Genomic DNA, 11751 nt, shown 5'->3' with positions numbered 1-11751 from the left:
ACGCTTTTTTAATGGATCGTGCGGATACCACCATGCAATTGATCTGGCTGCGCAGCGACTTGCGTCTACATGACAACACCGCCCTCTCGGCCGCCGCAGCCTGCGGCCCGACTGTGGCGGTGTATTTGCTGAGTCCGCAGCAATGGCTGGCGCATGACGACGCGCCGTGCAAAGTGGATTTCTGGCTGCGCAACCTGAACGAATTACGCCATGCGCTGGGCGCCCTGAACATCCCGCTGCTGATTCGCAAGGCGTCCCGCTGGGATGAGGCCCCCAAGGTCCTGCTCGAGTTGTGCCAGCAATTGAAGATCGACGCAGTACACGCCAACGAGGAATACGGCATCCATGAAACCCGTCGTGATGCGGCGGTAGCCCAAGCCCTGAAAACCCAGGGCATCGACTTTTACAGCTACCTCGATCAATTGCTGTTCAAGCCCGGCACCGTGCTGACCAGAACCGGCACTTACTTCCAGGTCTTCAGCCAGTTCCGCAAGGTCTGCTACGAACGCTTGCACGCCTCATTGCCGGGATTGGTTAGCGCCCCCGCCATTCAGGCGCCGTTGGGTATCGCCAGCGACGAACCACCCTCTCATGTCGAGGGTTTCGACACACCCAGCGACAGTTTACGTGCTCTCTGGCCGGCCGGCGAAGCCGAGGCCCGACGCCGCCTCGAGACCTTTACCGACGCACAGATCGACTATTACCACAGCGAGCGCGATTTCCCGGCAAAACCCGGCACCAGCCAACTCTCGGCCTATCTCACCGCTGGGGTCATCTCCCCTCGTCAGTGTCTGCACGCCGCGTTGCAAAGCAATCAGGGGGAGTTCGAAAGCGGCAAGGTCGGTGCCATCACCTGGATCAATGAGTTGCTGTGGCGCGAATTCTACAAACACATTCTGGTGGGCTACCCACGGGTCTCCCGGCACCGGGCCTTTCGCCCGGAAACCGAAGCCCTCGCCTGGCGTGACGCCCCGGAAGACCTCAAGGCCTGGCAACAAGGCCGTACCGGCCTGCCGATCATTGATGCCGCCATGCGCCAATTGCTGGAAACCGGCTGGATGCACAACCGCTTGCGCATGGTCGTGGCAATGTTCCTGACCAAAAACCTGCTGATCGACTGGCGTGAAGGCGAGCGTTTCTTCATGCGGCATCTGATTGATGGCGACCTGGCGGCGAACAACGGTGGCTGGCAGTGGAGTTCGTCCACCGGAACCGATTCGGCACCCTACTTCCGGATCTTCAACCCACTGAGTCAATCGGAAAAATTCGATGCCGAAGGTATTTTCATCAAACATTGGTTGCCGCAGATCAATGGAATGAACAAAAAAGACCTGCACAATCCCGCGAGACGCGACGGATTATTCGATGTGACGGATTATCCATCGCCGATCGTCAACCTGAACACTTCCCGCGAACGGGCCCTGGCCGCGTTCAAGAACCTGCCATCCTGACATGGCTTATCATCCCCGGAATTAATTTGATGCCGCCGCACTGCGCTATAAATACGGTGTTGAGCCGGGAAATTATCTGGTTAAAAAGGGAATTGGGATGAGGCGTACACCTCCAAGGCGATACTGGTTGACTGGCGTCAGCAACGGCATTGGTGCCGCGCTGGCTGAAGAAATACTGAAAACCGGTGCCCACTTGGCTGTCAGTTCCCGTTCATTGGCGCCATTGAAGGCCCTGTCTCAGCGTTACCCCGGACAGGTGCTGGTGGTCGCGGGGGACTTGACCAACGGCCAAAGGGTGCGCGAAATCGGCGAGCAGATTGCCAAGGAATGGGGCTCTCTGGACACCATGATCCTCAACGCAGGCACCTGCGAATACGTCGATGCCAATCAGTTCGACTCATCAATCATCGAACACATCGTGCGCACCAACCTGCTTGCCAGCAGCTATTGCATCGCAGCCGCCCGGCCCCTGCTACAGGCGGGCACTGCGCCGCATCTGGTGGGCATGGCCAGTTCGGTGACCTGGTTGCCCCTGCCGCGGGCCGAATCCCATGGCGATTCAAAGGCTGGGTTGCGGCATCTATTCGAGTCCTTACGCATCGACGTGGCGCCGGAAAACATCGAAATGACCGTGGTCAGCCCAGGACTTATTGATACGCCCCTGAGCAACAACGCTCAAGGACACCTCGACTGGTCGGCGGGAAAAGCGGCTCGATACCTCTTCGACATGCTCAAGAATCGCCCACTGGACCTCCCCCTGCCGGAACTGCTCATGCCTGTCCTTTGGCCCCTGTCGCAAAAGCCCGACCGCACGGGGCCGACCATTGGCGAGCGGGCGCGATGCAATCCGCCGCTCGAAGACTTGCCATGAAGCCTGAGCGTCCGTCAGACCTTTCACACGGCGTGGGCCCACTGCCTTACACTGCGCGTCATGAAAACCATTCCCCACACGCAAATCGCCGAACCTGCGATCACCTGTTCGACCTGCGCGGCCTGCTGCTGCCAGCTTGAAGTCATGTTGATCACCGACACCGGCGTGCCCGAGCGCTTTATCGATACCGACGATTGGGGCGGGGAAGTCATGCTGCGACTGGATGACGGCTGGTGCGCCGCGCTGGATCGCAACAGCATGATGTGCACCATCTACGAAAAACGTCCGCTGATCTGCCGGGAGTTCGAAATGGGCGCACCGGAATGCATCACCGAACGCCAGGGGATTGCGACGGCGTATCGGTAAAGGGTCAATTTCAGAGATGTGTCAGCAGGTCTGACGCCTTCGCGGGCAAGCCTCGCTACAGGGATCACACAAAACCTGTAGGAGCGAGGCTTGGTCTGGGTGGCATTCCGACGAAACTTTTGACGTTACAACGGCATCGCGTAATGCAGCGAGTAACTCTCTACGCCATCGTTCGGGCTGCTGATCCCGGCATTGGAATAATGCGTGGCGCGAATCCCGACCTCATGTCCACCGGTAAAGCGCAGACCAAACCCGAAACGGTCTTCAAACTGAAAGGCCCCGCCAAGTTTGTTGTCTTCGACTTCGGTGTTGGCAAACACCGCGATGCCGATACCCGCTTCAACGTAGGGTTTGATGGTCTGACCGGCAAACTCGTACACCAGCACCGGCGAGAACGACAAACTGTGATTGCTCGACGTTTCATCGCCCTCCCAATAGGTGTAAGCGCCGCTCCAGTAACCGGTCAAGCGACCGATATCACTCTGCAACCAGCTCTTGTCCCAGTCGAATTGCATGCCCAGTCGGTAAGTCATGGTCGAATCGCTGGTCTGGCCCACCCCGAACTCCACCCCTGCTGCCTGCGCGGTAAAACTGTGCCCCATCAATGCGGTCGCAATCGCGGCCAAGCAGAATAGTCGCTTCATTAGAAACATCCTTTTCCGAACAAATTCGTATGGTTTTTATGCTGTCCGACTGACAAAGCTGTAGAAGTCGCCGCTCAATCAGAAGCTCCAGCCCATTATTCGTTTCTTCACATTCTTATCTACAAGTCGAAGCTTTGCACATCACCCGTCGAATGCCACAACACCGGCAAGATATTTCTGAAATGCGCAGGATCGGCACTCGTCCAGAACCGGGCAGCACGAACGGGTCCCTCGGCCAGCAATTCACGCTCGGCCAACAACCGCTGAAGCTGCCGCGCCACAGCGGCACCGGTATCGATCAGGCTGATGCCCTGCGGGAGCATCTGCTTAAGCAGCGGTTTTAGAAAGGGATAATGCGTGCAGCCAAGAATGATCGTGTCGCAATCGGCAGCCAGTAGCGGTTCGACATACCCTTGCAGCAACTGACGCAATGCCTCGCTGTGCAGATCGCCGTTTTCAATCAACTCCACCAACCCGGGGCACGGCTGAGTGATCACCCGCACATCAGTGGCGAAACGGTCGAGCAAAGCGGCGAACTTGGCGCTCTGCAAAGTGCCGGTGGTGGCGAGTACCCCCACCACACCACTGCGCGTCGCCGCAGCAGCCGGTTTGACCGCCGGCTCCATGCCGACGATGGGCCACTCGGGGAAATCGCGTCGCAAGTCCGCAACGCCAGCAACCGTCGCGGTATTGCAAGCCAGCACCAGCGCCTTGGCGCCCTGCTGTGCAAAGAACTGCGCCATGACACTGCAACGCTCACGGATGAATGCCGGAGTTTTCTCGCCGTAGGGAATATTCCCGCAATCGCCGAGGTACAAAAGAGACTCGTTGGGCAGCAACTGCTGGATCTCGGCCAGCACGGAGAGTCCACCGACGCCGGAATCAAATACAGCAATCGGCGCTTCACGCATGGCTCGACCCGCAGACGCTGCAGCCCGGATCACGCTTGACGCGCAATTCACGGAAGCGGGTGCCCAAGGCATCGATCAACAACAGGCGCCCCACCAGCGGCTCGCCGAACTCCACCAGCAATTTCAGTGCTTCCAGCGCCTGGAGGCTGCCGACCAACCCGACCAAAGGACCGACGACGCCCGCTTCGCTGCAGGTCAACTCGGCTTCGCTGCCGTGCCCGTATAAACAGTGGTAGCAAGGGCTCTCTGGGCGACGGGGGTCGAACACAGACAATTGCCCTTCCAGCCGGATTGCCGCACCGCTGACCAGCGGCTTGCGCGCGGCTACACACGCAGCGTTGACCGCTTCGCGAGTGGAAAAATTGTCGGAACAGTCCAGCACCAGATCCACTGCCGCAACGGCGGCGGCCAGCGAGTCTTCGTCCAATGCAGCGCGATGGGCGATCAGCTGAATCTCGGGATTGATCGCGCTCAGACGACGGATCGCCGAATCGACCTTGCTCAGGCCGACGCTGTCGGTGTCGTGAACGATCTGGCGTTGCAGATTGGTCAGGTCGACCGTGTCGAAGTCCGCCAGATGCAACTGACCGACACCGGCCGCGGCCAGGTACAGCGCAGCCGGTGAGCCGAGACCGCCGAGGCCGACAATCAATACGCGGCTCTCTTTCAGTCGCAACTGACCGTCGATGTCGACGTGTTGCAGCAGAATCTGCCGGCTGTAGCGCAACAATTCCTGATCATTCAGCACGGCAAGCGCCCCAGACTGATGCGTTCGTGACCGCCCAGATCGGTGCGGCTATGGACCTCTTCAAAGCCGCGGGTCAGCAGCAAATCTCGCACGGCCAAGGCTTGATCGTAACCGTGTTCGAGCATCAACCAGCCGCCTGCTTCAAGATAATCGGGTGCCTGGGCGACGATCAGACGCAGATCGTCGAGCCCATCGACGCCAGCCACTAGCGCACTGGCCGGTTCGAAGCGCACGTCGCCCTCCGCCAGATGCGGATCGGTCGAAGCAATGTAAGGCGGATTGCTGATGATCAGTTGAAAACGCTGGCCTTCCAAAGCGCTGAACCAATGGCTGCTCAGCACAGTGGCGTTGTTCAGGTTCAGGCGTTGACGGTTGCGCTCGGCCAGGGCCACGGCTTCCAGCACGCGATCCACGGCGGTGACTTTCCAGGCCGGACGCTCGCTGGCCAACGCCAGGGCAATGGCGCCACTGCCGGTGCCCAGATCGAGCACCTTGGACGGTGTCGCAGGCAATAGCTCCAACGCGGCTTCCACCAGTAACTCGGTGTCGGGGCGCGGAATCAGCGTGTGGGGCGCGACTTCCAGATCGAGTTTCCAGAAGCCTTGCTGCCCCAGAATATAGGCCACCGGCTCACCGCTGCGGCGGCGCTGCAAATACTCGGCAAACTTCAGTGCCGCTTCGCTCGGGACGATACGCTCGGGCCAGGTGTGCAGAAAGCTGCGGGACTTGCCCAAGGCCGCCGCCAGCAGCAATTCGGCATCCAGACGCGCGGTGGGCGAATCGGGTAAATCGGCGGCGCGCAGCAAACTGGCAATGATCGTCATTTACTCACCTATCGCTGCCAATTGGTCGGCCTGGTACTCGGCCAGCAACGGTTCGATCACCGCCTCCACACCGCCGGCGAGAATTTCGTCGAGCGAATACAGCGTCAGGTTGACTCGATGATCAGTGACCCGGCCCTGGGCAAAGTTATAAGTACGGATCCGTTCGGAGCGGTCACCGGAACCTACCAGCAATTTACGCTCGCTGGCGATGGCATTGGCCGCCGCGCTGGTCTGTTGGTCGTTGAGCTTGGCCGACAGCCAGGACATCGCCCGGGCGCGGTTCTTGTGCTGGGAACGTTCTTCCTGGCATTCGACGACAATACCGGACGGCAAGTGCGTGATACGAATGGCCGAGTCGGTCTTGTTGACGTGCTGACCACCGGCACCGGAGGAGCGATAGGTGTCGATCCGCAGATCCGCCGGGTTGATCTCGATGGCTTCCTGCTCGTCCGGCTCGGGCAACACGGCCACGGTGCAGGCTGAGGTGTGGATGCGACCTTGAGATTCAGTGGCCGGAACCCGCTGCACACGGTGCGCGCCGGATTCGAACTTCAACTTGCCGTAAACGTTCTCGCCTTCGACCCGGGCAATGACTTCTTTATAACCGCCGTGTTCGCCTTCGTTCTCCGAGAGAATCTCTACTCGCCAGCCCCGCCGCTCGGCATAACGCGAATACATGCGGAACAGGTCACCGGAGAAAATCGCTGCTTCATCACCGCCGGTACCGGCACGGATCTCGAGGAACACGTTACGACCGTCATTCGGATCCTTGGGCAGCAGCATGCGTTGCAGGCTGGCTTCGATTTCGATCAGTTGCTCTTTGGCTTCGCGGACTTCTTCCACGGCCATTTCGCGCATGTCCGGGTCGCTGTCCTTGAGCAGCGCCTGAGCCCCTTCGAGGTCGCCCTGCACTTTAAGCAGCTGTTTATAGGTGGCGACGATCGGCTCGACTTCCGCGTATTCCTTGGAATAGGTGCGGAATTTGTTCTGATCGGAAATGACCTCGCCATCGCCAAGCAAGGCAGTCAATTCCTCGAAGCGGTCCTGGAGGATGTCCAGCTTATTGAGCAGTGACGCTTTCATTGCGGTTTCTTATCCGAAAAGCTATCCGATGAGCCCTCACCGAGGGCAAAGAGTTCCTGGGCCATGGCCAGCGCATCGAGGCGGCCTTCGGCAGAAAGCTTTTTCAATTGCACGCTCGGGGCGTGCAAGAGTTTGTTGGTCAGGCCGCGGGCCAGTTGCACCAGCACATCTTCGGCGCTGCTGCCGTTGGCGAGCATGCGCTGGGCTTTGTGCAGTTCTTCGTCGCGCAGGCGCTCGCTTTGTTGACGATAAGCCTTGAGCACATCCACCGCCGCCAGCTCGCGCAGGCGAACCATGAAATCTTCGGCACCGACCGACACCATCTCTTCGGCGGCCTGGGCAGCACCCTGACGGCTTTTGAGGTTTTCGGCGACCACCTCGTGGAGATCGTCGACGCTATACAGATAAACGTCGTCCAACTCACCGACTTCCGACTCGATATCCCGAGGTACAGCGATATCCACCATGAAGATCGGCTTGTGCTTGCGCAATTTCAAGGCACTTTCCACCGCGCCTTTACCGAGAATCGGCAACTGGCTGGCGGTGGAACTGATAACGATGTCGCTGCGCACCAGTTCTGCCGGGATGTCCGAAAGTAGCACCGCGTGGGCGCCGAACTGCTCGGCCAGGGTACTCGCGCGCTCCAGGGTGCGGTTGGCGACCACGATTCGCTTCACCCCCAAATCATGCAGATGGCGGGCGACCAGGGTGATGGTCTCGCCGGCGCCGATCAGCAAGGCCTGGCTGCGCTGCAAATCGCTGAAAATCTGTTTCGCCAGGCTGACCGCGGCAAACGCCACGGACACCGGGTTTTCACCGATGGCGGTGTCGGTTCGCACCTGTTTGGCCGCATTGAATGTGGCCTGGAACAACCGCCCGAGCAGCGGACCGATGGTGCCCGCCTCGCGAGCCACGGCGTAAGCCGATTTCATCTGGCCGAGAATCTGCGGCTCACCCAACACCAGCGAATCGAGCCCGGAGGCGACCCGCATCATGTGACGAACTGCCGCATCATCTTCATGCACATAAGCACTCGCGCGCAGCTCGTCGAGGCTCAAATGATGATAATCGGCCAGCCAGCGCAACACGATGTCAGCCGAAAGGTGATCCTGTTCTATATACAGTTCACTGCGATTGCAGGTGGAGAGGATCGCAGCTTCGCGACTGTCGGTGAGTCGGCAGAGCTGCTGCAAGGCCTCAACCAGCTGCTCAGGGGTAAAGGCCACGCGCTCGCGGACGTCTACTGAAGCAGTCTTGTGGTTAATACCGAGTGCAAGGAAGGCCATTCAAGGTCGCTGATGGTGACGTGAAGCCGACAATTGTCCTACTTCGACAGGGCCAGAACAACCACTCGATATCTATCATCCCGGTTGACGTTGCCGAAGCCGCGACCCATTCTCGTTTACACCAGTGCCGGGCCTGCCGGGATTGCATGCGCGGGTAAATTGGCTGGGCGGTTATGTTTGGCCGAAGGCTTGTGTCATGATGATCCGACCGCAGGTTAGTCGTCCTCTTCCTATATGAATAGATCTTCCGCGTTGCTCCTCGCTTTTGTCTTCCTCAGCGGCTGCCAGGCCTTGGCACCCGTTTCGTCGGACGGTACGCCGCCGGTCGAAGACAGCACTCCGGCACCTGAAAAGCCCAAGGTTTACAGCTCGTTCAGCGAAGAAACCGTCTTCAGCCTGTTGAGCGCCGAACTGGCTGGCCAGCGCAATCGTTACGACATCGCCCTGGACAACTATGTGACCCAGGCCATCAACACCCAGGATCCGGGGATCTCCGAGCGGGCATTTCGCATTGCCGAGTACCTGGGCGCTGATCAACCGGCCCTCGACACCGCACTGATCTGGGCCAAAAACGCCCCGAACGATCTCGAGGCGCAACGGGCGGCTGCCGTGCAACTCGCCCGTGCCGGGCGTTACGACGACTCCATGGTCTATATGGAGAAAGTCCTGCAAGGCAAGGGCGACACGCATTTCGACTTCCTCGCCCTGTCTGCGGCCGATACCGACCAGGAAACCCGCAACGGTCTGATGAAAGGTTTTGACCGTTTGTTGCAGCGCCATCCGCACAACAACCAGCTGATTTTCGGCAAGGCCTTGCTGCTGCAACAGGACGGCGACGCCAAAGGCGCACTGACCCTGCTGGAAAACAACCCGCCGGACGAAGGCGAGATAGCGCCGATCCTGCTGCGCGCGCGCCTGCTGCAAGGGCTCAGCCGTGGCGATGAAGCCTTGCCATTGCTGAAAAAAAGCATCAAGAAGTACCCGGACGACAAACGCCTGCGCCTGACCTATGCGCGCATGCTGGTTGAACAGGACCGCATGGACGACGCCAAGGTCGAGTTCTCGAGCCTGGTGCAGCAATACCCGGAAGACGACGAACTGCGTTATTCGTTGGCGCTGGTCTGCCTGGAAGCCAAGGCCTGGAGTGAGGCGAAAGGTTACCTGGAAGACTTGATCGCCCGGGAAAGCCACGTTGATTCGGCTCACCTGAACCTTGGGCGCATCGCTGAAGAGCGTAACGACCCTCAGGGCGCACTGATCGAGTACGCCCAGGTCGGGCCGGGCAACGATTACTTGCCGGCGCAATTGCGTCAGGCCGATATTCTGATGAACAACGGCAGGACCGCCGAAGCCCAAAGCCGTCTGGCGGCCCAGCGTGACGAGCAACCCGATTACGCGATCCAGTTGTACCTGATCGAAGTCGAAACCCTGTCGGCCAACAAACAGGGCGACAAGGCCTGGAACGTCTTGCAGCAAGCCCTGCAGAAATTCCCGGACGATTTGAATCTGCTGTATACCCGGGCCATGCAGGCGGAGAAACGCAATGATCTGGCGCAGATGGAAAAAGACCTGCGGCTGATCATCAAGCGCGACCCGGACAATGCGATGGCGTTGAACGCCCTCGGCTACACCCTGTCCGACCGCACTACACGCTACGCCGAAGCCAAGGCCCTGATCGAACAGGCGCACCAGCTCAACCCGGAAGACCCGGCCGTTCTCGACAGCCTCGGCTGGGTGAACTTCCGCCTGGGTAACCTCGATGAAGCCGAGCGCTATTTGCGTCAGGCACTGGAGCGTTTCCCCGATCAGGAAGTCGCCGCTCACCTGGGCGAAGTCCTGTGGGCCAATGGCAAGCAACGCGAAGCCAAACAAGTCTGGAGCAAGTTCCTCAAGGAACAGCCCGACAGCCCAACCCTGCGCGGCACCATCAAGCGCCTGACCGGATCAGAGACTCTTTAAGATTATGTTTTTGCGCCACATCATCGTTTTCAGCTTCATCGCCCTGCTCGCCGGTTGCGCGGGCTTCGTTGCCCGCGAATCGGTCCAGGGTCAAGGCAACAAGGCCCAATGGCGCGAGCACAAACAGCAACTGACCGGCCTCGACGGCTGGCAGATCAACGGCAAAATCGGCATCCGCGCGCCAAAAGATTCGGGTAGCGGCACGTTGTTCTGGCTGCAACGCCAGGACTACTACGACATCCGTCTCTCCGGCCCGCTGGGTCGTGGCGCGGCCCGCTTGACCGGTCGCCCGGGCAAAGTCTCGCTGGAAGTGGCCAATCAGGGCCGCTATGACGCGCCGACCCCGGAAGCCCTGGTTGAAGAACAACTGGGCTGGAAATTACCGGTATCCCATCTGGCATGGTGGGTTCGCGGGCTCCCGGCCCCGGACAGCAAAAGTCGCCTGACTCTGGATGTCGACAGCCGCCTGGCCAACCTCGAACAGGATGGCTGGCAGGTCGAGTACCTCAGTTATGCCGAGCAGAACGGCTATTGGCTGCCCGAGCGGATCAAACTGCACGGCACCGACCTTGATGTCACGCTGGTGATCAAGGACTGGCAACCACGCAAACTGGGGCAGTGAACATGACTGCACCACGCCTGACGCTGCCCGCGCCCGCCAAACTCAACCTGATGCTGCACATCCTCGGCCGCCGTGAAGACGGTTACCACGAGTTGCAGACAATTTTTCAGTTTCTCGATTACGGCGATGAAATCAGCTTCGTCGTTCGCGACGATGGCGTGATTCGGTTGCACACCGAATTCGCCGACGTCCCTCACGACAGCAACCTGATCGTCAAAGCCGCGAAAAAACTTCAGGAGCAATCCGGTTGTGCGCTGGGCGTCGACATATGGATTGAAAAGATCCTGCCCATGGGCGGCGGAATCGGTGGCGGCAGTTCGAATGCGGCCACCACGTTGCTGGGCCTCAATCACCTCTGGCAACTGGATTGGGATGAAGACCGGCTGGCCGCGCTGGGCCTGACACTTGGCGCCGACGTCCCGGTTTTCGTGCGTGGCCACGCGGCTTTCGCCGAGGGCGTGGGAGAGAAACTCACGCCTGTAGAGCCTGAAGAACCGTGGTATCTCGTGCTTGTGCCGCAAGTCTCTGTAAGTACAGCAGAAATTTTTTCAGATCCACTGTTGACACGTAACTCTCCGCCCATTAAAGTGCGCCCCGTTCCCAAGGGAAACAGTCGAAATGACTGCTTACCGGTGGTAGCAAGACGTTATCCAGAGGTACGTAACGCCTTGAATTTGTTAGGTAAATTTACCGAAGCAAAACTCACCGGAACTGGAAGTTGTGTGTTTGGGGGCTTCCCAAGCAAAGCTGAAGCTGATAAAGTCTCGGCCCTTCTTACAGAGACCCTTACAGGGTTTGTGGCAAAAGGAAGCAACGTTTCGATGTTGCATCGCAAGCTGCAAAGTCTGCTCTAAGAGGAATCGGGTACTGGGTACTCGTAGCAACAGATACAGGGGCGTCGCCAAGCGGTAAGGCAGCAGGTTTTGATCCTGCCATGCGTTGGTTCGAATCCAGCCGCCCCTGCCATTTTCCTATACTCATCCAGG

General features: G+C 59.3%; 12 protein-coding genes and 1 tRNA gene. 7 read left to right on the top strand and 6 right to left on the bottom strand.

The window, feature by feature from the left end:
• The first annotated feature begins 32 nt into the window (after positions 1-32).
• The 3 genes from phrB (at position 33) to HCU66_RS17900 (ending at position 2688) form a co-directional block, all read left to right on the top strand.
• The gene (gene phrB / locus HCU66_RS17910; RefSeq protein ID WP_205889739.1) at positions 33-1451 is read left to right on the top strand and encodes a deoxyribodipyrimidine photo-lyase; all 1419 of its coding nucleotides are present in this window, start codon (positions 33-35) and stop codon (positions 1449-1451) included.
• A 97-nt stretch (positions 1452-1548) separates the two neighbouring features.
• Positions 1549-2322 carry an SDR family NAD(P)-dependent oxidoreductase gene (locus HCU66_RS17905; RefSeq protein ID WP_205889738.1) on the top strand — a complete coding sequence of 258 codons (774 nt, stop codon included), beginning with the start codon at positions 1549-1551 and terminating at the stop codon, positions 2320-2322.
• A 60-nt stretch (positions 2323-2382) separates the two neighbouring features.
• A complete protein-coding gene (locus tag HCU66_RS17900; RefSeq protein WP_205889737.1) occupies positions 2383-2688 on the top strand; it encodes a YkgJ family cysteine cluster protein in 306 nt (101 codons plus the stop codon).
• 125 nt (positions 2689-2813) lie between these two features.
• Here HCU66_RS17900 and HCU66_RS17895 read toward each other — a convergent pair whose 3' ends face one another.
• From HCU66_RS17895 to hemA, 6 genes are all read right to left on the bottom strand, one after another.
• Positions 2814-3332, bottom strand: coding sequence for an acyloxyacyl hydrolase (locus HCU66_RS17895; protein ID WP_205889736.1), 519 nt, complete (start codon positions 3330-3332; stop codon positions 2814-2816).
• Positions 3333-3451: 119 nt separating this feature from the next.
• Positions 3452-4243: a glutamate racemase gene (murI, locus tag HCU66_RS17890; protein ID WP_205889735.1), complete on the bottom strand. Its 792-nt coding sequence runs from the start codon at positions 4241-4243 to the stop codon at positions 3452-3454.
• Positions 4236-4991, bottom strand: a complete 756-nt coding sequence (locus tag HCU66_RS17885; RefSeq protein WP_205889734.1) for a molybdopterin-synthase adenylyltransferase MoeB — start codon at positions 4989-4991, stop codon at positions 4236-4238. Before HCU66_RS17885 ends, murI begins: the two co-directional genes overlap by 8 nt.
• Positions 4985-5815, bottom strand: a complete 831-nt coding sequence (gene prmC / locus HCU66_RS17880) for a peptide chain release factor N(5)-glutamine methyltransferase (RefSeq protein ID WP_205889733.1) — start codon at positions 5813-5815, stop codon at positions 4985-4987. The genes HCU66_RS17885 and prmC overlap by 7 nt, the downstream gene beginning before the upstream one ends.
• The gene (gene prfA / locus HCU66_RS17875; protein ID WP_205889732.1) at positions 5816-6898 is read right to left on the bottom strand and encodes a peptide chain release factor 1; all 1083 of its coding nucleotides are present in this window, start codon (positions 6896-6898) and stop codon (positions 5816-5818) included.
• Positions 6895-8184: a glutamyl-tRNA reductase gene (gene hemA / locus HCU66_RS17870; protein ID WP_205889731.1), complete on the bottom strand. Its 1290-nt coding sequence runs from the start codon at positions 8182-8184 to the stop codon at positions 6895-6897. Before hemA ends, prfA begins: the two co-directional genes overlap by 4 nt.
• Positions 8185-8418: 234 nt before the next feature.
• Between hemA and HCU66_RS17865 the strand changes: the two genes are divergently transcribed.
• The 4 genes from HCU66_RS17865 to HCU66_RS17850 all read left to right on the top strand — a co-directional run bounded on the left by HCU66_RS17865 (position 8419) and on the right by HCU66_RS17850 (position 11731).
• A complete protein-coding gene (locus tag HCU66_RS17865) occupies positions 8419-10143 on the top strand; it encodes a tetratricopeptide repeat protein (protein ID WP_205889730.1) in 1725 nt (574 codons plus the stop codon).
• A 4-nt stretch (positions 10144-10147) separates the two neighbouring features.
• Entirely contained in the window at positions 10148-10765 is a 618-nt protein-coding gene (gene lolB / locus HCU66_RS17860; protein ID WP_205889729.1) for a lipoprotein insertase outer membrane protein LolB, read from the top strand.
• A gap of 2 nt (positions 10766-10767) precedes the next feature.
• Positions 10768-11619, top strand: coding sequence for a 4-(cytidine 5'-diphospho)-2-C-methyl-D-erythritol kinase (gene ispE / locus HCU66_RS17855; RefSeq protein ID WP_205889728.1), 852 nt, complete (start codon positions 10768-10770; stop codon positions 11617-11619).
• Positions 11620-11656: 37 nt separating this feature from the next.
• Positions 11657-11731 (top strand) — tRNA-Gln (locus HCU66_RS17850).
• Positions 11732-11751: the final 20 nt, after the last annotated feature.

Source organism: Pseudomonas frederiksbergensis (assembly GCF_017114915.1).
Classification (GTDB): domain Bacteria; phylum Pseudomonadota; class Gammaproteobacteria; order Pseudomonadales; family Pseudomonadaceae; genus Aquipseudomonas; species Aquipseudomonas frederiksbergensis_I.
This window is presented reverse-complemented; position numbering and strand designations above follow the sequence as displayed.